At 72.5% G+C, this 24,342-nt stretch carries 22 protein-coding genes; 16 read left to right on the forward strand and 6 right to left on the reverse strand.

The window, feature by feature from the left end; genetic code table 11:
- Positions 1 to 30: 30 nt before the first annotated feature.
- Positions 31 to 1,305: an O-antigen ligase family protein gene (locus AYL44_RS00915; RefSeq protein ID WP_064001395.1), complete on the reverse strand. Its 1,275-nt coding sequence runs from the start codon at positions 1,303 to 1,305 to the stop codon at positions 31 to 33.
- A complete protein-coding gene (locus AYL44_RS00920) occupies positions 1,302 to 2,702 on the reverse strand; it encodes an O-antigen ligase family protein (protein WP_064001396.1) in 1,401 nt (466 codons plus the stop codon). Before AYL44_RS00920 ends, AYL44_RS00915 begins: the two co-directional genes overlap by 4 nt.
- 59 nt (positions 2,703 to 2,761) lie before the next feature.
- Here AYL44_RS00920 and manA point away from each other — a divergent pair, with 59 nt between their 5' ends.
- From manA to AYL44_RS00940, 4 genes are all read left to right on the forward strand, one after another.
- The gene (gene manA / locus AYL44_RS00925) at positions 2,762 to 3,904 is read left to right on the forward strand and encodes a mannose-6-phosphate isomerase, class I (protein WP_064001397.1); all 1,143 of its coding nucleotides are present in this window, start codon (positions 2,762 to 2,764) and stop codon (positions 3,902 to 3,904) included.
- 140 nt (positions 3,905 to 4,044) lie between these two features.
- Entirely contained in the window at positions 4,045 to 4,365 is a 321-nt protein-coding gene (locus tag AYL44_RS00930; protein WP_082886057.1) for a WhiB family transcriptional regulator, read from the forward strand.
- A 66-nt stretch (positions 4,366 to 4,431) separates the two neighbouring features.
- On the forward strand, positions 4,432 to 7,272 hold the full coding sequence (locus tag AYL44_RS00935; RefSeq protein WP_064001398.1) for a glycosyltransferase: 2,841 nt from the start codon (positions 4,432 to 4,434) through the stop codon (positions 7,270 to 7,272).
- Entirely contained in the window at positions 7,269 to 8,657 is a 1,389-nt protein-coding gene (locus tag AYL44_RS00940; RefSeq protein ID WP_064001399.1) for a DUF5719 family protein, read from the forward strand. Before AYL44_RS00935 ends, AYL44_RS00940 begins: the two co-directional genes overlap by 4 nt.
- A gap of 12 nt (positions 8,658 to 8,669) precedes the next feature.
- Here AYL44_RS00940 and AYL44_RS00945 read toward each other — a convergent pair whose 3' ends face one another.
- Together AYL44_RS00945 and AYL44_RS00950 are read right to left on the reverse strand one after the other, a co-directional pair.
- Positions 8,670 to 9,092 (reverse strand): metallopeptidase family protein, encoded by a 423-nt coding sequence (locus AYL44_RS00945; protein WP_064001400.1) that lies wholly within the window; start codon positions 9,090 to 9,092, stop codon positions 8,670 to 8,672.
- A gap of 29 nt (positions 9,093 to 9,121) precedes the next feature.
- A complete protein-coding gene (locus AYL44_RS00950) occupies positions 9,122 to 9,757 on the reverse strand; it encodes a TetR/AcrR family transcriptional regulator (protein WP_064001401.1) in 636 nt (211 codons plus the stop codon).
- A gap of 52 nt (positions 9,758 to 9,809) precedes the next feature.
- On the opposite strand from AYL44_RS00950, the gene AYL44_RS00955 reads away from it, so the two are divergent.
- The 12 genes from AYL44_RS00955 to hpf all read left to right on the forward strand — a co-directional run bounded on the left by AYL44_RS00955 (position 9,810) and on the right by hpf (position 22,037).
- Positions 9,810 to 10,433, forward strand: coding sequence for a biotin transporter BioY (locus AYL44_RS00955; protein WP_064001402.1), 624 nt, complete (start codon positions 9,810 to 9,812; stop codon positions 10,431 to 10,433).
- Entirely contained in the window at positions 10,430 to 11,119 is a 690-nt protein-coding gene (locus AYL44_RS00960) for an energy-coupling factor ABC transporter ATP-binding protein (protein ID WP_064001403.1), read from the forward strand. The genes AYL44_RS00955 and AYL44_RS00960 overlap by 4 nt, the downstream gene beginning before the upstream one ends.
- Entirely contained in the window at positions 11,113 to 11,706 is a 594-nt protein-coding gene (locus tag AYL44_RS00965) for an energy-coupling factor transporter transmembrane component T family protein (RefSeq protein WP_064002409.1), read from the forward strand. The genes AYL44_RS00960 and AYL44_RS00965 overlap by 7 nt, the downstream gene beginning before the upstream one ends.
- A 51-nt stretch (positions 11,707 to 11,757) precedes the next feature.
- Positions 11,758 to 11,964 (forward strand): DUF3499 family protein, encoded by a 207-nt coding sequence (locus tag AYL44_RS00970; RefSeq protein WP_064002410.1) that lies wholly within the window; start codon positions 11,758 to 11,760, stop codon positions 11,962 to 11,964.
- A gap of 22 nt (positions 11,965 to 11,986) precedes the next feature.
- Positions 11,987 to 13,444: an adenosylhomocysteinase gene (gene ahcY, locus AYL44_RS00975; protein ID WP_064001404.1), complete on the forward strand. Its 1,458-nt coding sequence runs from the start codon at positions 11,987 to 11,989 to the stop codon at positions 13,442 to 13,444.
- 62 nt (positions 13,445 to 13,506) lie between these two features.
- Complete coding sequence (locus AYL44_RS00980; RefSeq protein ID WP_064001405.1) at positions 13,507 to 13,941, forward strand: Fur family transcriptional regulator; 435 nt, start codon at positions 13,507 to 13,509, stop codon at positions 13,939 to 13,941.
- A 37-nt stretch (positions 13,942 to 13,978) separates the two neighbouring features.
- Positions 13,979 to 16,318, forward strand: coding sequence for a catalase/peroxidase HPI (gene katG, locus AYL44_RS00985; RefSeq protein WP_064001406.1), 2,340 nt, complete (start codon positions 13,979 to 13,981; stop codon positions 16,316 to 16,318).
- A gap of 143 nt (positions 16,319 to 16,461) precedes the next feature.
- On the forward strand, positions 16,462 to 17,142 hold the full coding sequence (gene mtrA, locus AYL44_RS00990) for an MtrAB system response regulator MtrA (RefSeq protein WP_064001407.1): 681 nt from the start codon (positions 16,462 to 16,464) through the stop codon (positions 17,140 to 17,142).
- A 19-nt stretch (positions 17,143 to 17,161) separates the two neighbouring features.
- Positions 17,162 to 18,841: an MtrAB system histidine kinase MtrB gene (mtrB, locus tag AYL44_RS00995; RefSeq protein ID WP_064001408.1), complete on the forward strand. Its 1,680-nt coding sequence runs from the start codon at positions 17,162 to 17,164 to the stop codon at positions 18,839 to 18,841.
- On the forward strand, positions 18,838 to 20,511 hold the full coding sequence (locus AYL44_RS01000) for an LpqB family beta-propeller domain-containing protein (protein WP_064001409.1): 1,674 nt from the start codon (positions 18,838 to 18,840) through the stop codon (positions 20,509 to 20,511). The genes mtrB and AYL44_RS01000 overlap by 4 nt, the downstream gene beginning before the upstream one ends.
- A 91-nt stretch (positions 20,512 to 20,602) precedes the next feature.
- A complete protein-coding gene (locus tag AYL44_RS01005; protein WP_064001410.1) occupies positions 20,603 to 21,277 on the forward strand; it encodes a ComF family protein in 675 nt (224 codons plus the stop codon).
- Positions 21,278 to 21,377: 100 nt separating this feature from the next.
- Positions 21,378 to 22,037 carry a ribosome hibernation-promoting factor, HPF/YfiA family gene (hpf, locus tag AYL44_RS01010; RefSeq protein ID WP_064001411.1) on the forward strand — a complete coding sequence of 220 codons (660 nt, stop codon included), beginning with the start codon at positions 21,378 to 21,380 and terminating at the stop codon, positions 22,035 to 22,037.
- 68 nt (positions 22,038 to 22,105) lie between these two features.
- Here hpf and AYL44_RS01015 read toward each other — a convergent pair whose 3' ends face one another.
- Positions 22,106 to 22,936: a serine hydrolase domain-containing protein gene (locus tag AYL44_RS01015; RefSeq protein ID WP_064001412.1), complete on the reverse strand. Its 831-nt coding sequence runs from the start codon at positions 22,934 to 22,936 to the stop codon at positions 22,106 to 22,108.
- Positions 22,936 to 24,261: a hypothetical protein gene (locus AYL44_RS01020; RefSeq protein WP_064001413.1), complete on the reverse strand. Its 1,326-nt coding sequence runs from the start codon at positions 24,259 to 24,261 to the stop codon at positions 22,936 to 22,938. The genes AYL44_RS01015 and AYL44_RS01020 overlap by 1 nt, the downstream gene beginning before the upstream one ends.
- Positions 24,262 to 24,342 lie beyond the last annotated feature (81 nt).

The raw sequence follows: 24,342 nt of genomic DNA on the forward strand, positions 1-24,342 counted from the left end.
CATGTCGCGGATGGGCCGCCGAAACCCGCCTCAGCCCCCGACGCGCTCGGACAGGTCCCGACGCCACCCGCGCACCTTCGACGCGCTGACGCTGCACACGACGAGAAGAAACCAGCCGAAGCCGCCGAGCAACGCGCTCGTGACGACCGAGTCGGCCAGGAGGATGATGAGCACGAGCGGCGTCCAGGTGTAGACCGTGGAGCGTCGCTCGGTCGCGCTCATCCACGAGCGGGCGAGTGCGAAGCCGGCCAGCAGGGCGAGGAGGGCGACGCCGACGCCGCCCGCCTGCAGGAGCATGTCCACCCAGGCGTTGAGGGCGGACCCATGGTCGCGCCCTGTGATCAGCCGGATGTAGGAGTACGGCGAGAGATAGTCGGGCCACGTGCCGACCCATCCCCATCCCTGCACCGGCCGGCTCTCGGAGAGGTCGATTGCCGCGTTCCACAATCGCGATCGCACGAGGAAGTCCGGCTCCGCGTTGAGCCAGTAGACGAGCGGGCGACGGAAGACGTAGGTGAGGACGAGCCCGAGGACGACAGCTCCGCCGATCACCCGCTGAAGGGCGGGCCGTGCCCGCGCGGGCGCCCGCCGCAGGAGCGCGAGGATGAGCGTCGAGAGCACGGTGACGACGGCCATCACCAGGACGATGGGGGAGTCCGTGAAGACGGCGAGGACGGCGGCGAGGACCACGGAGAAGAGGGAGATCCTCGGTGCGACCGACCGGGTCCGCCACTCGACGAGGAAGGTGATGAGCGCGATCATCGTGACGACGCCCAACACGGTGCGTGTGCCGAAGATACCTTGGATGGGTCCGCCGAGGGCGAGGTTGCCGCCGATGCCCAGAAAGCGGATCGGTCCGTCGAGGAGGATGCCGCTGAGGATCTCGAGCCCGAGCGATACGGCGAGCAGGAAGCGGAGCACGTCCCCGGTCGATCGGACGGTCTGCAGCGTGTCGCGCAGTTGAGCGACGACGACGGCGAGGAAGGTCGGGACGGCGAGTTGCAGCCAGCCGGCGAACGTCTGCGATGCGGACGGTCCCCAGAAGAACGAGGCGAGCAACCAGATCAGGAGAAGGCCCAGCGTCGTCGGCATGATCTCGACGACACGAAGCTCGCGTCGGCGGGCGACGAGCATTCCCGCGCCGATGACGCACAGGGTCGTCGTGACGGCCCCCAACCCGGCGTCACCCATGAGCTGACGGAGCGCGTGCGTGGCGAACAGGGCGCCGATCGTCGCGCTGGTATAGGCGGCTGCGAACTCGCTCGAGCGGAGGACGTCGAGGACGCGGACGAGGCCGGTCCTCATCGCTCGGTCGGCCTGTCGCCCTGTTCGCCGATGAGGCGCTCCTCGGACGGTCCGCGGCCGACCAGCGGCGCCTGCTTGATCTTGAACGCGAAGAGGATGAGCAGGAACCATCCCCAGTTCAGCAGCGGCGTCGACTCGGCGAGGCCCTGCACGAGGAGGATCGCGCCCGTGAGGGTCGGGAGCAGCGTCACCGCGGTGTACGGCCGGTCCGCCACGAGGTCCCACCGGGGGCGGTCGACGGCGAAGAACCACGACCGCCAGACGAACGCGACGTACGCGGCGGCGATGAGGACGACGCCGACGGCGCCGAGCTGCAGGAAGACGTCCACCCACATGTTGTGCGCCTGCATGACGGTCTGACCGTGGTCCACGATCCAGCGGTCGAAGGCCGGCTCGGTCGGGATCCAGGGCGTGGAGAAGCCCCAGCCGATCACGGGGTGCTCGACCGCCCGCTCGAGGACCTTCTCCCAGATCGACTCGCGGCCGGTGAGGTCGCTCGAACGCCCGAGCGCCGAGAAGACGCGGTCTCGCAGCGCCCAGACCGCGAGCAGCCCGCCCACGGCGACGATCGCGTAGACGAGGTAGTAGCGGGTGCGCTCGCCGGCCCGGGTCGTCGTGCGCATCACCAGCACGGTGATGAGCACCACGACGACGGCGACGGCCGACACGGTCGCGGTCGCGGACCCCGCCCGGACGAAGAGGTACAGGGCGAGGAGGATCCACAGTCCCAGGACCGGGCGCCGAGGCGCACGCGAGGCGATCCGGATGGCGAAGACGACGATCGCGAGGAGTGCGACGTAGGCGAGCGCGTTGGCGTTTCCGAAGACACCCTGGATCCGCCCGCCGTCGAGCAGGTTGTCGCGCGACCACAGCACGATCGGATCGTCGACGGGCCCGTCGGGGCGGACGAAGTGCGGCAGGATCGGCCCGTTCCAGACGAGGCTGACCCAGAGCTCGAAGAGGATCGACAGTGCCAGCATCCATTTCAGAGCGGATGCCAGGGCTCGCACGATCTCGCGCCAGGTGAGCACGGCGCCCACGAACAGGGCGCCGACCGTCGTCACGATGAGGAGGGCGACGGTGGCGAGGGTCGCGTCCGGCCAGTGCGACCAGAGGAGGGAGAGGACGGCGAAGGCGAGGTAGGCGAGAGCGTACCAGGGCAGCCGGGGCCACTGCACGCGCGGGCGGATCGTCACCCACAGCACGACAGAGACGAGGAAGCTCACGATGCCGATGCTCGCGGCGACCTCGATGCCGAAGGTGAGGGGGAGGGCCGTCCCCGACAAAGTGATGACGAGCAGGAGGATGCACCAGCCCCGCAGGAGGATGTGGCTCGTCCGTTCGCGCGGCGGGGCGGCCGGCGGCGCCGAGACCGGGTGCGAGGAATGGACGGCCATGGTGACAGAAGGGTATCGCGCGGGCCTGGTCGTTCCTCCGCACGCCCTAGGCTGATCGCGTGCTGGAGACCCTCTCGAACGAGCCCCGCGACTACGCCTGGGGATCCCCGTCCGCGATCGCCGACCTGCAGGGGCGGGTGCCGACCGGCGGCCCCGAGGCCGAGGTGTGGTTCGGTGACCACCCCGGCAGCCCCGCCCGCCTCGGTGACGGGCGGTCCCTGCCCGAGGCGCGCGCGGCGGCCGGAGAGCCGCCGCTGCCTTTCCTCCTGAAGATCCTCGCCGCCTCGTCGTCGCTGTCGATCCAGGCCCACCCCGACCTCGCACAGGCGAAGGCGGGCTTCGCCGCCGAGGAGGCCGCCGGGGTGCCGCGCGACGCCGGCGACCGCATCTACCGCGACGACAACCACAAGCCCGAGGTCATCGTGGCGCTGAGCGATCCGTTCCGCGCGCTCGTCGGTCTCCGTCCCGTCGCGGACACCCTCCGACTCCTCGACGGACTGGGCGATGCCGCCGGGGTCGACCGTCTCCGCTCCGCCCTGACGGCGCCCGACGCGTCCGCCGCGCTGCGCGGGGTGATCGAGGAGGTGCTGACCGGACGCGCCGAGGACGTCGTCCGCGACGTGTCGGATGCCGTGGCGGATGCGGCCGTGCCCGGCTTCGCGCAGGAGCTCGACGTCCTCCGCGCGATCGTTCGCGACTTCCCCGGGGACGCGGGCATCGTCGTCGCGCTCCTCATGAATCTCGTCGTCCTGCGCCCGGGGGAGGCCGTCTTCGCTCCGGCGGGTGTGCTGCACGCCTACCAGGACGGTCTCGGCGTCGAGTTGATGGCCGCGAGTGACAACGTCCTGCGGGGCGGTCTCACCCCGAAGCACATCGACGTCCCGGAGCTCCTGCGGATCGTCGACACCGAACCGGGACCCGCGCCGCTGCTGACACCCGTGTCGGAGGGTGAGGGCGAGGTGTTCGACGCCGGCGTCCCCGACTTCCTGCTCACGCGTCACGTCCTCGCCGGCGCGCCGGTGCAGGCGCCGCTCAGTGGTCCCGCGATCGTCCTGGTCGTGTCGGGGGAGGTCACCGTCGGGACCGCGGAGCGCGAGGTGACGCTCACGCCGGGGACGGCGGCCTACGCCCAGGACGAGACGTCGATCGCCCTGTCCGGCGACGGGGTCGCCTACCTGGCTCAGCCCGGCCGACCCGCCTGACGCGGCGACACGCCGGGAGCGTCAAGAAGATTCAATCACCGGTTGAGGGTTTACGATTTGCGACTTGACCGGAGCGAATCACACGGGTGTAATTAGGCATCGGCCGCACTGCGGCGAGTGTCTACAGGTGGGAGAGCAAGATGACGGGTTACCGTTCCGGCGTTCCCGAGAATTGGTTCGTCGACCCGGTGAACCTCGGGGTGCCCGGTGTCCGCCGGCGTGTCGAGACCGACGAGGACACCGCGCTCGCGTGGCAGGCCGATGCGCTCTGCGCACAGACCGACCCCGAGGCGTTCTTCCCCGAGAAGGGTGGCTCGACGCGTGATGCCAAGCGAATCTGCACGTCGTGCGACGTCCGCGGCGAATGCCTCGAGTACGCGCTCCAGAACGACGAGCGCTTCGGCATCTGGGGCGGACTGAGCGAGCGTGAGCGCCGCAAGCTCAAGCGTCGCGCGTCCTGACACGATCCGCGCCACCCCGTCCGTGCTCCCCGAGTCGGGCGGGTCGCGACCTAGGCTGACCTGGTCATGCCCGCCCGAGTACACGCGATCCTCGTCGTCCGCCCCCACGGACGAGGCCCCACGGATCTCCATCTGAGCCGCACGCTGCGCGCGCTCGCCGCCCAGACGCGGCGAGCCGACGTGCTCACCGTGGTCCTCTGCGGACCCGACGAGACCCTCACCCGCCTCGCCTCCGAGTCCGGTGCGGAGGCGGTGATCGTCGCGGGCCGGAACACCGGCTTCGCGGAGGCGCTGCGACTGGCCGGCCGTCGCATCTCGGGCGACGCGGTGTGGCTGCTCGCGCAGGACACCGCCCCCGCCCCCGATGCCCTCGCCCGGCTGGCCGGTGCCCTCGAGACCGCTCCGTCCGTCGCCCTCGCGGCACCCAAGCTCGTCTCCTGGGACGATCCGACCCGCATCGTCTCGCTCGGCGTCACCCTGACGCGGACGGGCCGCACCGTCGGACTCGCCGACGGCGAACTCGACCAGGGTCAGCACGACGCCGGCGAGGACGTCCTCGGCTCCGACATCCGGGGCGTCCTCGTCCGGGCCCAGGTGTGGCAGGCGCTCGGTGGCGTCGACCCGGGGCTTGCCGGCGCGGACGAAGGTCTCGACCTCGGCATCCGCGCCCGATTGGCCGGCGGGCGCGTCGCTCTCGCACCGACCGCGATCGTCGCCGTCGCGGGAGACGGTGTGGCCGGTACGCCTACGGGGCGCTCCGCGGGCGCGCGCGGCCGGCGGCTCTACGCGGTGCGCAAAGCGCAGCTGCACCGCCGGCTCGTCTACGCCCCCGCCCCGGTCGTCCCCCTGCACTGGCTGTCGCTCCTGCCCCTGGCCCTGTGGCGCACCCTCGGTCATCTCGTCGCGAAGAACCCGGGCAGGATCGGTCCGGAGTGGGCGGCATCCGTCTCGGTCCTGGTCGGACTCGCGTCCGTCATCCGGGCGCGCCGCACGATCCGCCGGACCCGCACGACGTCGTGGCTGTCCCTCGCGCAGCTGCGCATCGGTCGACGGGACCTGCGCGAACGCCTCGAAGACGAAGCGGATGCCGCCACCGCGCCGCGCGAGGAGCTCCGGTTCTTCAGCGGCGGTGGGGCGTGGGTCGTCCTGGGCGCCCTGGCCACGTCGCTCCTCTCCTTCAGTGCTCTGCTGGCCTGGCCGGTCCTCGGGGGCGGCGGGCTCGCGCCGCTGCGGAGCGGCGTCGTCGCGCTCTGGACCGACGCCGCCTACGGGCCGCGGGCGCTCGGGTGGGACACCGTCGGGCCCGCTGATCCGTTCGCCGCGGTCGTCGCGCTCATCGGCTCCCTCTCCCCGCTCGCGCCGTCACGCGCTCTCGTGATCCTGTGGGTGCTCGCGCTGCCTCTGGCCGCCCTCGGCGGCTGGTTTGCGGCCACGCGCGTGACCGAGCGCTCGGTGCTGCGCTGCACGGCCGCGTTCGCGTGGGCGGTCGCCCCGACCTTCCTCGTCGCGCTCATCGAGGGGCGGCCGGCGGCCGTCATCCTCCATCTCGCGCTGCCGTGGCTCGTCTACACGGCGACCGCGGCGCGTCGTTCCTGGAGCATCGCGGGTCTCGCCTCGATCCTCCTCGTCATCGTCGTCGCGTGCGCGCCGTCCCTCGCCCCCGCGCTCGGTGTGCTGTGGCTCGTCGCCCTCATCCTCGCGATCGTCGTGCGGCGGGGCCGCGGGGCAGGCCGCATCATCTGGCTCGTGATCCCCTCTATCGCCGTCTTCCTCCCCCTCGTCTGGTACCACCTGACGATCGGCGACCCGTTGGCCGTGTTCGCCGACCCCGGGCGCCCGCTTGCCGTCGCCGGCAACCCCGACGGATTGCTGCCGAAGATCCTCTTCGCCTTCGGCTACCCGTCGACCGACGGCGCCGGCTGGCTGCAGTTCCTCGGCGAGGACGGCCGGGCATGGTGGGTCGCGGCCTTCACCGCACCCGTGCTCGTGCTGGCGCTGCTCGGCCCGGCCCTCGGCCGGCTTCTTCCCGCCTCGCTCGCGCTCGTGGCGGCGGGCCTCGGCGTCGCGACCGCGGTCCTGGCGTCCGGCATCGCGCTGACGGCCGGCAGCTCCGGACCGGTCGCGATCTGGCCAGGGAGCGCGCTCTCGCTCGCGTGGGCGGGACTGCTCCTCGCCGCCGTCGCCGGGCTCGACGGGTTCCGCCGCGTCGACGCGCTCGTGCCGGTGGCGGCATCCCTCGTCATCGCGTTCCTCGCCATCGGCGCCGTCCCGGCCCTGACCGCGGTGATCCGCGGCGACGCGGCCCTCACGGACGGGCCCGCCAGCACGCTCCCCGCGTATGTGCAGACGGCGGGCAGCGAAGGGGAGCGCGACGGCGAGCAGACCGCGACCCTGGTCCTCACGGTGCAGGCGGATGCCGCCTACTCGGCCGCCGTCGTCTGGGGGGCGAGCGAGACCCTTGGCGGTCAGACGACCGTCCAGTCCACGCGTCCCGCGCTCACCGCCGGTGACCGCGAGCTCGCCCACGTGACCGCCGACCTGGTCTCGACCGCGACGGGTGACGTCGTGGTGGACCTCGCCCGGCACGGCATCGCGTACGTGCTGCTCGAGGAGGCGCCGGGCGAGAGCGACGTCGCCCGCGCGGCCCGCCTCGGCGCGCAGAACCTGCTCAATCAGCGAGCCGACCTCGTCAGCGTCGGCGAGACGGCGCGCGGGGCGCTGTGGAGCGTCGACGGGACGATCGCCGAGCGCACCGTGGACGACGCCTCGGGCCCGCATTCGATCCGCGTCGCCCTCCTGCAGCTCGGTGTCATCGTGGTCGCGCTCCTGCTCGCCGTCCCGACCCGCGCCAGCCTGCGCGCCGGGCGCCGGCATCCGCGCATCATCGGCGAAGGGGTCCGGCTGTGATCGCGGCGCGGACCGTCCGCCGCGGGGTCGGGGCGATCGTGAGCCTCGCCGTCGTGGCCGGCGCGTTCCTCGTCATCACGACGCCGTGGCAGGGCGTCGAGCGCTCGACGCTGTCGATCACGACACGACCCGAGCCCGCGACCTCCGTCCTCTCCTGCGACGGTCCGCTCGTCGCGGTCGGGCGAGACGTCGAGGACCCGGGTGCCCTGAAGGTCGCCGCGGGCGCGAGGATCGTGTCGGGCACGGCCGCCGGGTCGCCCGAACCGGTCCCCGGCGAGATCGCCTCGGCGATCGAGGGCGCCGACCCGATCCCGTCGTTCTCCGCCGAGCCCGTCGACCGCGTCCGCGCGGACCTGGCCGCCGCGCAGTCCGCCCGGGTCGCCGCCGACGACCTCGCCGGCTTCGCCGCGTCGACGTGCGCCCCGCCCGCCATGGAGACCTGGCTCGCCGCCGGCAGCGGTCTCACCGGCGCCGCCGACCTGGTGGTGATCGCCAACCCCGGCGACGTCGCGTCGCGGGTCGACCTCACGGTGTTCGGCGCCGAGGGGCGCACCGCCCCGGAGGCCGGCACGAACATCCTCGTTCCCGCGGGGGAGCAGCGGATCGTCCCCCTCGCGGCGCTCGCCCTGAACGAGGCGAGCCCCGTCGTCCTCGTCTCCGCGAGCCAGGCGCCGGTGCAGGCCGCCCTCCAGTCGACGCTCACCCGGACGCTCGTCCCCGTCGGCGTCGACCAGGGCGGCACCACCGGACTGCCGCGCATGCAGCAGACGATCCCGGCGTTCTCGGCGGTGGGCGGCGGCGACGAACCCACCGACACGACGATCCGTCTGCTGGCGCCGTCCGACGACACGACGGCATCCATCACCGTCATTCCCGTGGGCGGGTCGATGACGGCGGCATCGTTCCCCGACCTCGCCCTCACCGCGGGGGTACCGATCGAGGTCGACCTCGAGACGCTTCCCGAGGGGCGGTACCGCGTCGAGGTGCAGGCGGGTGCTCCCGTCGTCGCCGCCGCGCACACCTCCACGGGAGCGGATGCCGGGTCGGACTTCGCGTGGTACGGCACCGCCGACGACGTCCGCGTCCCCACACTGGTCGCGGTCGCGGACGGCCCCCGTCCGCAGCTCGCGCTCGTGAACCCGGGCCCGCAGGAGGTCGCCGCGGTGCTCGCGGACGGCGCCGGGGCGGGCGAGCCGCGCGAGGTCCGCGTACCCGCCGGCGGGTCGGTGTCCGTCGACCTCGCCGCCGGGGAGCTCTACCGCCTGGATCCTGCCGGCGGGACGCTGCGGGCGAGCGTGACCTACACCGCCTCCGACGCGATCGCGGGCTATGCGGTCGTGCCGGCCGACGCGGCGGCCGCACCCGTCGAGGTCAGGCCCCGCTGAGGGGACCGCGGGTCAGAACCGGAAGCGGTCGGGGCCGAGGTCCCAGGGATCGCGGTCGAGGTACTCCGCGGCCGCGCGGAACACGCAGCTCTCGATCATCATGCGCCGGTGCAGCTCGTCGTTGCGGTGCAGCCGCGCGAGGCGCTCGATGGGCAGACGGAACAGCACGATCCGCTTCTGCTCGGACTGCACCGCCCAGCGCGGGATGCCGTCGTCGTCGGCGGCGTCCGGCATCCATCCGATGTCGAAGCGGACCTCACGCAGTTCGGGCCAGGCGCTGCGCAGGAACTCGACGGCCGTCGTGACGGTCAGGTCGAACTTCTCGGCGCGCGTCTCGATGGCCGGCAGCGGCGGCCGGACGACCGGGCTGCGGTCGAGGCGTCCGTGCCGGCCGTGGCGGTCGGGGCGTGCGGTCGTACGGGCGCGACGCCTCACGAGTCCCCCTTGCAGCGCATGACGCCATCCTAGGCGCCCGGTGCCGCCGCGTCGGGCGCTCGCCCGATGTCCGTGCGCCAGGGGGCGATGCCGCGGGCGATCAGCGCGAGCGCGGCCTCGAAGGCGTCCGGTGCCGGTGCGGCGGCCGACTCCGGTGAGAGGGCGACGGTGGATGCCGCGGTGCCCCAGGCATCCGCCGCTCGCCGCTGCTGCTCGTGGAAGGTGACGCCCACGACGTAGTGGGTGACCGCGTCGGCGACGACGTCCGCCGCGGGGGAGTGGTCGATCGCGCGGAGGGCGTCGTGCACCGGGGAGGCGACCAGTCCCAGGGCGAGCGAGCTCGAGACGACCTCCGCGCCGTCGCGGTGCGCGAGCAGGCGGTCGTGCAGGCGGCGCCCGAGCGTGACCGCGGCCCGCTCAAGATCGTCGGGGTCGCCGTCCCGGAGCGCGACCGGGGCGAGGATGCGGGCGCTCACCGCCGCCAGCAGTTCCTGCTTGCTCGCGACGTGCCAGTAGAGCGCGCTGGGCTGCACCCCGAGCTCCTCGCCGAGGCGGCGCATCGACAGGTCGGGCAGGCCGACGCGGTCGAGCAGGACGAGGGCCGCGTCGACGACGTCGTCCTTCGACCGCCGGGCGCCGCGGGGGTTTGGATCGCGCGGAGACATGCCGTTACTCTACCTGAACGGTGTTCACGTGAACGCTGTTCAGGAGGATGAGATGACCCACGACCACCCCGCCCGCACCCCGCGGCTCGACACGACCGACCTGGCCCGCGCCGCCGTCTTCGCCGGTGTCATCGCGATCCTGGGGCTGCCCGGGTCGTTCTCCGTCTTCGGCGGCGTGCCGATCACGGCGCAGACCCTCGGCGTCATGCTCGCCGGCGCCGTCCTGGGACCGGTCGTGGGCGCCGTCTCGGTCGGCACGCTGCTCGTGCTCGTCGCCGTCGGCCTGCCGCTGCTCGCGGGCGGCCGCGGCGGAGCGGGCGTGTTCGTCGGCCCCACCGCGGGGTACTTGATCGGCTGGCTCGTCGGGGCCGTCGTGATCGGCCTCATCGTGCACCTGGGCGGCCGGCGGCCGGTGTGGTGGCGGACCCTCGCAGGCGTCGTGATCGGCGGCGTGGTCGTGGTCTACGCGTGCGGCATCCCGATCCAGAGCCTCGTCATGCGCATCGGAGTGGACCAGGCCCTCCTCGCGAACCTCGCGTTCGTCCCGGGCGACCTCGCGAAGGCCGTCATCGCGACGGTCGTCGTCGGCGCGCTCGTGCGCGGCTATCCGCGCGCGTTCCGACGGACGTGGGCGTCGCGCGCGGCCGCCCCGCGTGAGGCGGCGCCGGTCCGGTGACGAGCGCGCTCCGCCTCGCCGACGTGTCGGTGCGGCTGGCCGACACCGACGTTCTGCGGGGGATCGACCTCGCCGTGGATGCGCGGACCGTCGCGATCGTCGGCGACAACGGGTCCGGCAAGTCGACCCTCGCGCGGCTGATCGGCGGGCTCGTCCGTCCGACGAGGGGCCGCGTCGAGGTGCTGGGGCTCGACGCGGTGAGGGATGCCGCGGCCCTCCGACGTCGCGTGGCGGTCGTCTTCAGCAATCCCGACGCCCAGATCATCATGCCGACGGTGGCCGAGGACGTCGCCTTCTCGTTGCGTGCGGACCGCCTGCCGCGGGCGGAGCGCGACGCCCGCGTCGCCGCCGCGCTGGAGCGTTTCGGGCTCACCCCGCTCGCGGACCGGCCCGCGTTCGAGCTGTCGGGCGGGCAGAAGCAGCTCCTCGCCCTGTGCGGCGCGTTCGTGCGGACGCCGGATCTCGTCGTGGCGGACGAGCCGACCGCGTTCCTCGACGGTCGCAACGCCCACCTCGTCGCGGGTCACCTGCTCGCCGACACCGGCCACCGTCTCGTCGTCGTGACGCACGACCTCGAGCTCGCCGCGCGATGCGACGTCGCGGTGCGGGTCGACGACGGACGGATCGCCCAGGTGGGGGAGGCGCCGGACGTGATCGCCGCGCACACCGCGAGGTGGCGGTGCTGACGCTGTACCGCCCCGGCGACGGTCCGTGGCACCGGATGCCCGCCGGACGCAAGACCGTGCTCCTGCTCATCCTCGTCCTCGCCGTCTCGCTGCTGCCTCCCGTCTGGCCGGCCGCGGTGGCGGCGCCCGTGCTGTGCGTCGCGTGTTACGCCGTGCCGGGCGTCGGGGTGCGGGAGCTCGCGCGGCAGGTCTGGGCGCTCCGCTGGCTCGTCCTCGTGGCTTTCGGCATCCCGTGCTTCTTCCTGGGTGTCGAGGCCGCCGCCGTCGGCACGGTCCGCATCGTCGCCGCGGTCGCCCTCGCGGGCCTGCTGTCGCTGACGACGCCGGTCGCGGTCCTCCTCGACGTCGTCGAGCGGGCGCTGCGACCGCTGCACCGCGTGGGGGTGGATGCCGCCCGCACGGCCCTCCTGCTCGTCGTCGCGCTCGGGACGGTCCCCACCCTGGCCCGTCTCGCGCGCGAGGTGCGCAGCGCGCAGCACGCGCGCGGCGCCCGCGGCATCCGGGTGTTCGTCGTCCCGTTCCTCGTCCTGGCGCTGCGCCACGCGGACGACCTGGGCGACGCCCTGACGGCGCGCGGCGTCCGCTGAACCCGGCGCGGCATCCCGGTGGCGGGGGAGGCGCCGGATAGCGTGGACGCGATGCTCGACAGACTCTGCTCCAAGGTGGGCTGCGCCCGCGAGGCCGTGACGACCCTGACCTACGACTACGGCGACCAGATGGCCGTCCTCGGTCCGCTCGGCGCCGGGAACGACCCGCATGCGCACGACCTGTGCGCCATCCACACCACTCGGATGTCGGTGCCTAAGGGCTGGGTCGTCGTGCGTCACGAGACCCTCCGCGTCTGAGCCCGCGTGGGAGAATGGGCGCGTGCCCACTCCCGTGAAGACCATCGAACACGTCGTCGCCGACCTCTCGCTCGCCGATGCCGGCCGTCACCAGATCCGCCTCGCCGAGAACGAGATGCCGGGTCTCATGGCGCTGCGTGAGGAGTACGGTCCTTCGCAGCCCCTCGCCGGCGCGCGCATCGCCGGTTCGCTGCACATGACCGTCCAGACCGCGGTGCTCATCGAGACCCTCGTCGCCCTCGGCGCCCAGGTCCGCTGGGCCAGCTGCAACATCTTCTCGACGCAGGACGAGGCCGCCGCCGCCGTCGTCGTGGGACCCTCCGGCACCGTCGCCGAGCCCGCGGGGGTGCCGGTGTTCGCCTTCAAGGGCGAAACGCTCGAGCAGTACTGGGAGCTCGCCGACCGCATCTTCGACTGGTCGGAGGAAGGCTTCGATGGCCCCAACCTCATCCTCGACGACGGGGGTGACGCGACGCTCCTCGTCCACAAGGGCGCCGAGTTCGAAGCCGCGGGCGCCGTGCCCGAGGCGGGCCCCACCGACTCCGCCGAGTACCGCATCGTGCTCGAGACGCTCCGGCGCTCGCTCGCACGCGACCCGCAGCGCTTCACGCGCATCGCGGCCGGTCTCCTCGGCGTGACGGAGGAGACGACGACCGGCGTGCACCGCCTCTACGAGCTCCACGCCGCCGGCAAGCTCCTGTTCCCCGGCATCAACGTCAACGACTCCGTCACGAAGTCGAAGTTCGACAACAAGTACGGCATCCGTCACTCGCTCCCCGACGGCATCAACCGGGCCACCGACGTCCTGATTGGCGGCAAGGTCGCGTTCGTCGTCGGGTACGGCGACGTCGGCAAGGGGGCCGCCGAGGCGCTGCGCGGCCAGGGCGCGCGCGTCATCGTGAGCGAGGTCGACCCGATCTGCGCCCTGCAGGCCGCGATGGACGGCTACCAGGTCGCCCGGCTCGAGGACGTCGCCGACCAGGTCGACATCGTCATCACGGGGACGGGCAACACCCGCGTGGTGACCGTCGACCACCTGCTTTCCCTCAAGCACCTCGCCATCGTCGGCAACGTCGGTCACTTCGACGACGAGATCGACATGGCCGCGCTCGAGTCGCTGCCCGGTGTCGAGAAGATCGAGATCAAGCCGCAGGTGCACGAGTACCGGCTGCCGACCGGGCGCAGCATCCTGGTCCTGTCCGAGGGGCGTCTGCTGAACCTCGGCAACGCGACCGGGCACCCGTCTTTCGTCATGAGCGCGTCGTTCACCAACCAGGTGCTCGCCCAGATCGAGCTGTACACGAAGCTCGACGAGTACCCGACGGGGGTCTACGTCCTGCCGAAGGCGCTCGACGAGAAGGTGGCGCGGCTGCACCTGCCGGCCCTGGGCGTGCAGCTGACGCAGCTCACCGACGAGCAGGCCGCCTATATCGGGGTGCCCGTCGACGGACCCTACAAGCTCGATCACTACCGGTACTGACCACGCGACACGCCCGACCCCGTTCTCTTTTGATCTGATCAAAAAAGAACTAAGCTGAGGGCATGACCGATTCCGCCCCGAACCCCGACATCGCGCTCCGCGACGCCGGTCTGCGGGTGACGGAGTCGCGTCGTGCCGTCTTCGCCGCGCTCGCCGCCCACCCGCACGCCAGCGCGGAGGCGCTCTACGCCGCCGTGGCGGACGAGCTCCCCAAGGCGAGCCGGCAGTCGGTCTACAACGCGTTGCACGACTTCGCGGATGCGGCCCTCGTCCGCCGCATCGAGCCGGCCGGGCAGCCGATGCTCTTCGAGCTCCGGGTCGACGACAACCACCACCACCTCGTCTGCACGTCATGCGGGCGCGTGGAGGACGTGGACTGCGCCGTCGGCGCAGCTCCGTGCCTGCACCCCTCCGACGACCGCGGGTTCCGCATCGCGTCCGCCGAAGTCACCTACTGGGGTCTCTGCGCCGACTGCGCCGCCGAGACCGCCGCCTGACCATCCCCTCTCCCACACCCCGAACGGAAGGATCACCATGAGCGACCGTGACCCCCAGGCCGAACCCCTCGGCGCCGAGGCCACCGACGTCGACCAGGCCGTCACCCCCATCGACACGCCCGTCGACGAGCGCGCCGACGGCGAGGACCGTCCGCGTTCCAACGAGGCCGACGGATGCCCCGTCTTCCACGGCGCGCCCGGTGCCGACCGCGAGAACCACGGCGCGCAGCCGCACCCGACCGTGGGTTCTGCGAACCAGGTCTGGTGGCCGAACCAGCTGAACCTCCGCATCCTCAAGAAGAACCCCGCCGTCGGCAACCCCGTCGGCGAGGACTTCGACTACAAGGCCGCGTTCGAGAGCCTCGACCTGGCCGCCGTGAAGGCGGACATCGCCGAGGTGCTCACCACCTCGCAGGACTGGTGGCCCGCCGACTTCGGCAACTACGGACCGCTCATGATCCGCATGGCGTGGCACTCCGCCGGCACCTACCGCGCGACCGACGGTCGCGGCGGCGGCGGCACCGGCCAGCAGCGTTTCGCGCCGCTGAACAGCTGGCCCGACAACGTGAACCTCGACAAGGCCCGCCGACTCCTCTGGCCCGTCAAGAAGAAGTACGGCCAGTCGCTGTCGTGGGGCGACCTCATGATCCTCGCCGGCAACGTCGCGCTCGAGACCATGGGCTTCGAGACGTTCGGCTTCGGCGGCGGCCGCCCCGACGTGTGGGAGCCGGACGACGACGTGTACTGGGGACCCGAGACGACGTGGCTCGCCGACGAGCGCTACAGCGGCGACCGCAACCTCGAGAAGCCGCTCGCGGCGGTCCAGATGGGTCTCATCTACGTCAACCCCGAGGGCCCGAACGGCGAGCCCGACCCGCTGAAGTCGGCCCGCGACATCCGTGAGACCTTCGGGCGGATGGGGATGGACGACGAGGAGACCGTCGCGCTCATCGCCGGTGGTCACACCTTCGGCAAGACCCACGGCGCCGCGCCCGACACGAACGTCGAGGCGAACCCCGAGGCCGCCGGCATCGAGCAGCAGGGCCTCGGCTGGAAGAACAACCACGGCACCGGGAAGGGCGACGACACCATCACGTCGGGCCTCGAGGTCACGTGGACCTACCACCCGACCCGGTGGGACAACGAGTTCTTCCATATCCTCTACGCCTACGAGTGGGAGCTCATGCGCAGCCCCGGCGGCGGTCACCAGTGGCGCCCGAAGAACGGTGCCGGCGCCGACATGGTCCCGCTCGCGCACTCCGACGGCCGCCGCGAGCCCCGCATGCTCACGAGCGACCTGGCGCTGCGTACCGATCCGGTGTACGACGCGATCTCGCGCCGCTTCAAGGACGACCCGGTCGCGTTCGGCGACGCGTTCGCCCGCGCCTGGTTCAAGCTGACCCACCGCGACATGGGCCCCGTGGCCCGCTACCTCGGACCCGAGGTGCCGCAGGAGGAGCTCATCTGGCAGGACCCCGTGCCCTCGGTGGACCACCCGCTGGTCGACGAGGCCGCCGCGGCCGACCTCAAGCAGCGCATCCTCGCGACCGGCCTGACGGTGTCGCAGCTCGTCTCGACGACGTGGGCCGCGGCATCCACCTTCCGCGGCAGCGACAAGCGCGGCGGCGTGAACGGTGCCCGCATCCGTCTCGCTCCGCAGAAGGACTGGGAGGTCAACAACCCCGCCCAGCTGCAGACGGTCCTCGCCGCCCTCGAGGGCGTCAAGGCCGCCTTCGACGCCGAGCGGACGGACGGCACGAAGGTCTCGCTCGCCGACCTCATCGTGCTGGCGGGCAACGCCGGCGTCGAGAGGGCCGCGAAGGATGCCGGGGTCGAGGTCACCGTGCCGTTCCACCCCGGTCGCACCGACGCGTCGCAGGAGCAGACCGACGAACTGTCGTTCGGCTACCTCGAGCCGGCGGCCGACGGGTTCCGCAACTACTACGGACCGAACGCGTTCCTGCCCGCCGAGCACCACCTCATCGACAAGGCGAACCTGCTGACCCTGAGCGCGCCCGAGACGACCGTCCTCGTCGGCGGCCTCCGCGCCCTGGGGGCGAACTGGGACGGCTCGTCGCACGGCGTATTCACCGACCGGCCCGGCGTCCTCACGAACGACGTGTTCGTGAACCTGCTCGACCTCGGCGCCACGTGGAAGCCGCTCGACCCCGGATCGCACGCGTTCCGCGGCACGGCCGCGGACGGTTCCGAGATCGGTGTCGGCACCCGCGTCGACCTCGTCTTCAGCGCGAACTCCGAACTGCGCGCGCTCGCCGAGGTCTACGCCTCGGACGACGCCGCGGAGAAGTTCGTCCGCGATTTCGTCGCCGCGTGGACGAAGGTCACCGAGCTCGACCGGTTCGACCTCCACGCCTGACCTCCGCCAGTCACCCGCACGGCCCGTCCCTCCGGGGGCGGGCCGTGCGTCGTCCCGCCGGGCAGGTCACGGTTCGGTTACTGTGGACTCACCCGTGGGCGGAGCACCGGCATCCGCTGACCCCGAAGGACGACATCGGCCCTATGACATCGCGCATCCTGGTTGTCGACGACGACACCGCTCTCGCAGAGATGATCGGCATCGTGCTGCGCACCGAAGGCTTCGACGTCGCCTTCTGCGCCGACGGCGGCGCCGCGGTCGACGCGTGGCGGGACGAGCGTCCGGATCTGATCCTCCTCGACCTCATGCTGCCGGGGATGGACGGGATCGAGGTGTGCACGCGGGTGCGCGCCGAGTCCGGCGTCCCGATCATCATGCTGACGGCCCGCACCGACACCGCCGACGTCGTCCGTGGGCTCGAATCCGGCGCCGACGACTACATCGTCAAGCCCTTCAACCCGAAGGAGCTCGTCGCGCGGATCAAGACGCGGCTGCGCCCCACGGCCGAGGCGCGCTCCGAGAGTCTGCGCATCGGGGACCTCACCGTCGACGTCGCGGCCCACGAGGTGCGCCGCGGGGAATCGCCCATCGCCCTCACGCCGCTCGAGTTCGAGCTCCTCGTCGCGCTCGCGTCAAAGCCGCAGCAGGTCTTCACCCGCGAGATGCTGCTCGAGCAGGTCTGGGGTTATCACTACAAGGCCGACACGCGCCTCGTGAACGTGCACGTCCAGCGCCTGCGGGCGAAGGTCGAGCGCGACCCCGACAACCCGCAGATCGTGACCACCGTGCGCGGCGTGGGCTACCGCGCCGGCGCCGCGGTGTGACCACCGGGAGCACCCCGCCGTGTCGGTGACCGCCCGCACCGGCACGCACACCGTGGTCCCGCCGTGGCGCGACTGGCGGTCCTGGCAGCGCCGCGTGCAGTACGCCTGGCGCCGCTCGCTGCGCTTCCGCACCCTGTCGGTGACCCTCACCCTCACGGCGCTGACGATCCTCGTCGCGCTCGTCTGGATGTCGCTCGCGATCCTCACCGACCTCTACGAGTCGCGCGCCGAACAGGTGCAGGATGCCGCGCAGCGCGCGACGCAGGCGGCGCAGAGCACGTTCGACGCGGCGGTCGTCGACAGCGACGAGGTCGCCCTGCAGGTGCTGATGGACGAGGTCCGGCGCGAGATCCTGTCGCGCCAGGCCGGGACGACGATGCTCGCGGTCTTCCGCATCGACGACGAGCCGTCGGCGATCGCACCGCAGAACTTCGAGGCCGGCGGTCTCGAGGAGTCGATGATCTCCCCGGAGCTGCGCGAGAGCGTCCGCCTCACCGGCGACCGCCAGTGGTGGCAGTCGATCGGGCTGCCCGAGGCCGACGGGGGCGAGACGCCCGGGATCATCGTCGGTCAGCAGCTGGTGCTGCCCGAAGCGGGCGCCTACGAGGTGTACTTCGCCTACGACCTCGGGTCCGAGGCGCAGACCCTGCAGTTCGTCCAGGTGACGCTGTGGGTCGTCGGTGTCGCCCTGCTCGTCCTCATCGGCGGGATCTCGCTCTTCGTGCTGCGTTCGGTGACCGTCCCGATCGCCCAGGCCGCCGAGACGAGCGCGAAGCTCGCGGCGGGGGACCTGGGCGTCCGACTGCCGGTGCGCGGCGAGGACGAGTTCGCGACCCTGGGTCGGTCGTTCAACGCGATGGCCGACAGCATCGAGGGGCAGATCAAGGAGCTCGCCGAGCTCTCGCTCGTCCAGCAGCGGTTCGTGTCGGACGTCTCGCACGAACTGCGGACGCCCCTGACGACCATCCGACTCGCGGCCGACATGATCAACGATCAGCGCGACGAGTTCGACGCGTCGACCGCGCGTGCCGCAGAGCTCCTGCACGCGCAGGTGCAGCGGTTCGAGGTGCTCCTCGCCGACCTCCTGGAGATCAGCCGCTACGACGCCGGCTCGGTGCAGCTCGAACTCGAACCGACGAGCCTCGCACACCTGGCGGAGGACGTCATCGAGTCGATGGCGCAGCTCGCCGAGCAGCACGGCAGCGACGTGCGACTGGTCGCCCCCGGAGGCTACTCGCCCGTCGACATGGACCCGCGCCGCATCCGCCGTATCGTCCGGAACCTCCTCGGCAACGCGATCGAGCACGGCGAGGGCCGGCCGATCATCGTGACCGTCGACAGCGACCAGCGCGCCGTGGCCCTCGGCGTCCGCGACTTCGGTCTCGGGATGAGCGAGGCCGACGCCGAGCGGGTCTTCGACCGGTTCTGGCGCGCCGACCCGTCGCGTCGACGCACGATCGGCGGGACGGGTCTCGGACTCTCGATCGCCCTCGGCGACGCGCGACTGCACGGCGGCACGCTCGAGGTCTGGTCCGAGCTGGGCGGCGGCAGCCATTTCGTCCTCACCCTGCCGCGGCAGGCGGGAGAGCACCTCTCGGGCCCGTCGCCCATCGAACTCGATCCCCGGGACGACGCCGCCCTCGGCGACCTCGGCCTCACCCAGCCCATCTCCCTGCCGCCCCGGGAGGAGAACCCGTGACCGTCCGTCGTCCGCTCGGTGCCGCCGTCCTGGTGGTCGTCGCCCTCGTCCTCTCGGCCTGCGCCGGGCTGCCCCTCGGGGGTCCCGTCCACGTCGGCAAGGCGATCGACGAGGTCGAGGGTCCGCCCGACTTCGCGTTCGTGCCGGACGGTCCGGTGAAGGATGCCACGCCGCAGCAGATCGTCGAGGGGTTCATCGCGGCCGGTTCCGGCCCCCGCGGCAACTGGGAGGTCGCGCAGGAGTTCCTCACGACCCAGTTCCGTCAGCAGTGGCAGCCGCAGGCGAACGTCACCGTCTATCGTCCGGGGGAGAGCTCGATCTCCTCGCCCGCCGAGAACGAGATCGTCTTCACGGTCGACCCGGTCGCCAACGTCGACGCCACCGGATCGTACGAGCCGGCCGAGCAGGGCCGCATCCCGTTCGCCTTCTCCCTCGCCCAGGAGGACGGGCAGTGGCGCATCTCCCAGGCACCCGACGGCATCGTCCTCGACGCCAACCGCTTCGCCTCGGTCTTCCAGAGCTACGATCTCGCCTACTTCGACCGGGGGTGGGACACGGTGATCCCCGACGTCCGTTGGTTCCCGTCGACCAACCCCGCCACGCGGATCACCGCCGCGCTCGTATCGGGCACGCCGAGCCCGTGGCTGGCCGAGTCCGTGCGCACTGCGTTCACGGGCGAGGTGGGTCTCGCGCAGCCGTCGGTGCCCGTCGAGGCGGGGGTTGCGCGCATCTCGTTCGACCCGGCGATCCGCGACCTCGGCCGCGAGACGATCGCGCGCATGAAGACCCAGCTCGGCGCGAGCCTGGCGGGCGCCGGCATCCTCGACGTGCAGCTGCTCGTCGGGGACGAACCGTTGGACGTGACCGCCGTCCCGACCCGCTCGACCGCGGTCGACGCGCGCCCGCTCGTCCTCCAGGACGGCAGGTTCGGGTTCCTCTCGGGCAACGACCTCGACGAGGTCGCCGGCTTCGGGGAGGCGTTGCAGAGTCTCGACGCCCGGGCCGTCGAGACGGATGCCGCACGCCGGACGGCGGCGGTCCGGACGGGCTCCGGCGCGATCCTCCGCGTGCCCGCGAACGGCGAGTACACCGAGCTCGACACCCGCCCGGGCATGACGAAGCCGTCGATCGACACCGAGGGCTACATCTGGACGGTGCCCCGGGACCAGCCCGAGGAGGTCGTCGCGTACGGTCCCGACGGCACCGCGCAGACCATCCCGTCCGGCTGGGTGGGCGCAAGCGAGGTGAGCGCGATGCGGGTCTCCCGCGACGGTGCCCGGATCGCCGCGCTCGTGCGCAGCGGAGGCCGGTCGGCCGTCTGGGTGGCCGGCATCGTCCGGGATGAGAACGGGGCGCCGGTGTCGCTCGGCCAGCCGCTGCTCGTGGCGAACCTCGCCGGTCGCGGTGTCGACCTCGCGTGGGTCGACGGCGCGACGATCGCCCTCGTCTTCGTCGACGGCGATCAGCGCGTCGTCCGCGAGCAGACGATCGGCGGGCAGGGCACGGAAGTGCGCGCGCCCGATGACGTCCTCGCGATCGCCGCCGGCAACCAGAGCGGCAGCGCTCGGCTGCTGACCTCCGACGGCAGCCTCTACGTGCAGCGCGGCTCCTGGCAGGTGATCGCCTCCGACGTGTCGGCCCTCGCCGTCCAGCAGGGTCTCCCCGGGTGAGTCCTCCTCCCCACCCGCCGCGGTGGGGAGGACCTCCTCGTTCTGCGCCGCCCGCGGGTGGGCGGGCGTGCCGGAGCGGCAGGCTGAGCGGATGCCGCCTCCCGCCGCTCCCGTCGTCGCCGTGCGCCGCGCCGTCGCCGACGCGCTCGCCGTCGTCTTCCCGGTCGCCTGCGCCGGATGCGACGATCCGGATCGCGACCTCTGCGGCGCGTGCCGGCGCCTGTTGAGCCCGACGCCGATCGTCCGCCGCCTGCCGAGCGGTCTCGAGGTCCGGAGCGGTCTCGTCTTCGAGGGGGTGCCGGCCCGCGTCATCCGTTCGTTCAAGGAGGGCGGGCGCACCTCGCTGGCCCGGCCGCTGGCCGCTGCGCTGGCGGCGGCGTGGCCCCTCGATGTCGACGCCGTCCCCGTCCCGGTGCCGGCGAGCCCGGCATCGCTCCGCCGCCGCGGGTACGCGCCCGTCGAGCTGCTCTGTCGGCGCGCGGGATGGCGGCCGCACCGGCTCCTGCGTGTCGCGCGGCGCACCGCCGATCAGCGTTCTCTCGCGAAGGAGCAGCGCGCCGCGAACCTCGCCGGCGCGCTCGCCGTCCGTCCTCGGGCGCATCGTCTCCTGGGGGATATGCGCGTCGTCCTCGTCGACGACGTCGTGACCACGGGAGCGACCCTCGAGGAGGCGGCGCGTGCCCTCCGTGCGGCCGGGATCCCGGTGGTCGGCGCCGTCACGGTCGCGGCCACGCCCCGGCGGGCGGGCTCAGGGGATTCATCGTGATCGGGTCGTGACACGAGCGGGGACCGGCACTACGGTGGGGGGACACAAGGCGAACCGAGGTCCGCCCTTGACCGGGTGGACCGGAACAAGGAGGTCAGGGATGGAGATCAACATCGTCGGTGTGGGCGTGAGCGTCAGCGATCGTTTCCGCACAGTCGTCGAGGAGAAGTCCGCCCGCATCGAGCACCTTGCCCCTCGAGCCCAGCGGCTCGACATCAAGGTGACGCATCGCACCTACCACAACGGGGGCCGCGAGGACGAGACCGTCGAGGTCACCCTCACCGGCAAGGGACCCGTCGTCCGCGCCGAGGCTGTGGACGGCGACAAGTTCGCCGCCCTCGATCTCGCGATCACCAAGCTCGCCGAACAGATCCGCCGCGCGAAGGAGAAGCGCGTCGACGCACGCAACCACCCGCGCGGCGCCAAGCTCGAGAAGGGCACCGGCACGCTGCAGGGCATCGACGTGCAGCCCGCGTCCGTCGACGTCATCCGCGCCGTCGCGACCGGCGAGGTGCCCATCATGACCGGCGCCGAGGACGAGGAGGACTACACCCCCGTGGTCATCCGCACCAAGCGGTTCGACCCCGAGTGGATGACCGTCGAGGACGCCGTGGACCGGATGGAACTCGTCGGTCACGACTTCTTCCTCTTCATCGACGCCCGCACCGACCAGCCGAGCGTCGTCTACCGCCGCAAGGGCTGGGACTACGGCGTGATCTCGCTCACGACCACCGCCGCACCCGCGGAGCTCGTCTCCTGACCGACGAGCAGCGACGAAGAGGGCGGATGCCGCACGGCATCCGCCCTCTTCCGTGTCCGGCGTGGGACTCAGCGTTCCGCGAGGGCTCCGAGGACCGCGTCGCTGAAGGGTGGCCAGGCCTCTGCCGCCCACTCACCGAACGGCCGGTCGGTGAGGGCGACGAGCGCTGCGCCCGCCCGCGGGTCGACCCAGAGGAAGGTGCCGGACTGGCCGAAGTGGCCGAAGGTCTCGGGGGAGTTGCGCGCGCCGGTCCAGTGCGGGCTCTTCGTGCCGCGGATCTCCGGACCCAGGCCCCAGTCGTTCTCGCGCTGCAGACCGAAGCCGGGGAGGACGCCCCGCAGGCCCGGGAAGGCCACACCGGTCGCTGCGGCGAGCGTCGCGGGGGCCAGCAACCTCGGCCGCTGCAGCTCCGCCGCGAACCGGGCCAGATCGGTGCACGAGGACGCCCCGCCCGCGGCGGCGGAACCGCCGATCGTGGTGGACGTCATCCCGAGCGGGGCGAAGACCGCCTCGTGCGCGTACGCATCGAAGCCGATGCCGGTCTCCGATTCGAGCAGGTCCGCGAGCACCTCGAATCCGGTGTTCGAGTAGAGGCGCCGCTCCCCGGGCTCCGCGCGGAGCGTCGACGTCGAGAAGTCGTACCCGGCCGTGTGGGCGAGCAGATGGGCGACCGTCGCCCCGGGCGGGCCCGCGGGCTGGTCGAGGGCGAGGGCGCCCTCCTCGACCGCGACGAGGGTGGCATAGGCGCTGAGGAGCTTGGTGACCGAGGCGAGTCGGTAGACGCGGTTCTGGTCCCCGGCGGACGCCGCCGCCGTCCCGTCCGCCGTCACGACGACGGCGGAGGCGTGGGGGACGCCCCAGGTCTGCGAGAGGGCGAGCGCGTCGTCGAGGGCGGCCATCAGTCGAACATGCCGTCCAGCAGACCGCCGATGACGAGACCGCCGAGCAGGCCGCCGGCCAGGCTGCCGCCGCCCATCCCGCCGCCCATCCCTCGACCGCCGTATCCGCCGTTCCCCCAGTCGTTGGGCCGGGACGAGTCGATGTCGCGCTGCGCCAGCTGGAGCGCCTCGCCCGCCAGGTGCGCGGCGCGACGGGCGAGACCCATCGCCTGCTCGCGGTCGTCCTCGCCGATCGGGCCCGAGAAGCGCAGCAGGTCGCCGCGGATGCGCTCGGCCTCGGCGAGCCGGGTGCGGGCGTCGGCGCCGATCCACCCGCGGTGGCCCGAGATCACACTGCGCGCGACCCCGATCTGGCGGTCGGCGTCGTCGATCGCGTGGCGCACGTGCTCCTCGGACGGCACCGGCCGCTCGGCGCGTTCCCGCGCCTTGGCGACGGCGGCGTCGAGCGCGGCGTTGGCGGCGCGCAGACGGGTCAGTTCGGCGAAGGGGTCGGGTTTGCTGCCCGCGGGGGTGAGCGAGGCGAGCGCCGCCTCGAGCTCGGCGGCGGCGGCCGCGACGGCCGGGGTGCCCAGCATCGGCTGCGCGACGATCAGGTCGTCGCGCGAATCGTCGACGATGGCCGCCAGGGTCGACTCCGCCCGCAGGGCCTCGATCTCGAACGTGTCGACGGCCTCGACGAGCGTGCCCGCCCGCCGTGAGGCCTCGATCGCGGTCTCGAGGGCGAGGTTCGCCTGCTCGCGCTGACCGCTGTCGCGGCGGCGCTCCGAGACCTCGGCGCTGTGCTCGGCGAAATCCAGCAGCTGGGCCGCTTCGGCCGCATTGCCCAGCACGGTGCGCATCGCGGCATCCGAGTACCGCGTGGACAGTCGCTCGAGGCTCGCGTTCAGTGCGGGTAGGCGCTCCCGCAGGCGCGTCACGTCCGCGCGGATGCCGGCGATGATCTCGGGCGCGCGCCGGGCACGGGCGATCGCCTCGGCGAGGGACTCGGTGCGGTCGTCGAGCAGGTCCTCGGCCCATTCGCACAGCTGGACGATGCGCGCGTTGCGCGTGCGGAGCTCCTCGGGGGTGTCGGGGATCTCGTCGTGGTTCAGCTGGTGCAGCTGGAACGCCTCGCCCAGGTGCTGGCGCACCGCCGCGAGCGCCTCGCGCAGCGGAGCGGTCGCGTCGCGCCCGAGCTCGATCTCGGCGTAGGACAGCTCGTCGTCCGTCACGCGGATGCGCTCGTCGGCCGACACGAGCGCCGCCCCCGCCTTGCGGCTGAGCTCGGCGTCCTGCGCCTCGATCTCCGCGTCCTCGCGCTTGCGTCTTCCCCAGAAACCGGCCATGGGCCGATCTTACGGGCCGACGGATGCCGCCGGTCGACGCGCGGGGGAGAGGCCGGATGCCCCCAGCAACCTCGTAGGTCA

The sequence above is a fragment of the Microbacterium oleivorans genome, from assembly GCF_001644225.1.
GTDB classification, from domain to species: Bacteria; Actinomycetota; Actinomycetes; order Actinomycetales; family Microbacteriaceae; genus Microbacterium; species Microbacterium gawkjiense.

Excerpts from the sequence above, each read along its gene's own strand:
- AYL44_RS00915 (WP_064001395.1), bottom strand. The coding sequence starts at position 1,305 with ATGAGGACCGGCCTCGTCCGCGTCCTCGACGTCCTCCGCTCGAGCGAG.
- AYL44_RS00920 (WP_064001396.1), bottom strand. The coding sequence starts at position 2,702 with ATGGCCGTCCATTCCTCGCACCCGGTCTCGGCGCCGCCGGCCGCCCCG.
- AYL44_RS00930 (WP_082886057.1), top strand. The coding sequence starts at position 4,045 with ATGACGGGTTACCGTTCCGGCGTTCCCGAGAATTGGTTCGTCGACCCG.
- AYL44_RS00935 (WP_064001398.1), top strand. The coding sequence starts at position 4,432 with ATGCCCGCCCGAGTACACGCGATCCTCGTCGTCCGCCCCCACGGACGA.
- AYL44_RS00950 (WP_064001401.1), bottom strand. The coding sequence starts at position 9,757 with ATGTCTCCGCGCGATCCAAACCCCCGCGGCGCCCGGCGGTCGAAGGAC.
- AYL44_RS00955 (WP_064001402.1), top strand. The coding sequence starts at position 9,810 with ATGACCCACGACCACCCCGCCCGCACCCCGCGGCTCGACACGACCGAC.
- AYL44_RS00970 (WP_064002410.1), top strand. The coding sequence starts at position 11,758 with ATGCTCGACAGACTCTGCTCCAAGGTGGGCTGCGCCCGCGAGGCCGTG.
- AYL44_RS00980 (WP_064001405.1), top strand. The coding sequence starts at position 13,507 with ATGACCGATTCCGCCCCGAACCCCGACATCGCGCTCCGCGACGCCGGT.
- katG (WP_064001406.1), top strand. The coding sequence starts at position 13,979 with ATGAGCGACCGTGACCCCCAGGCCGAACCCCTCGGCGCCGAGGCCACC.
- mtrA (WP_064001407.1), top strand. The coding sequence starts at position 16,462 with ATGACATCGCGCATCCTGGTTGTCGACGACGACACCGCTCTCGCAGAG.
- AYL44_RS01005 (WP_064001410.1), top strand. The coding sequence starts at position 20,603 with ATGCCGCCTCCCGCCGCTCCCGTCGTCGCCGTGCGCCGCGCCGTCGCC.
- hpf (WP_064001411.1), top strand. The coding sequence starts at position 21,378 with ATGGAGATCAACATCGTCGGTGTGGGCGTGAGCGTCAGCGATCGTTTC.
- AYL44_RS01015 (WP_064001412.1), bottom strand. The coding sequence starts at position 22,936 with ATGGCCGCCCTCGACGACGCGCTCGCCCTCTCGCAGACCTGGGGCGTC.
- AYL44_RS01020 (WP_064001413.1), bottom strand. The coding sequence starts at position 24,261 with ATGGCCGGTTTCTGGGGAAGACGCAAGCGCGAGGACGCGGAGATCGAG.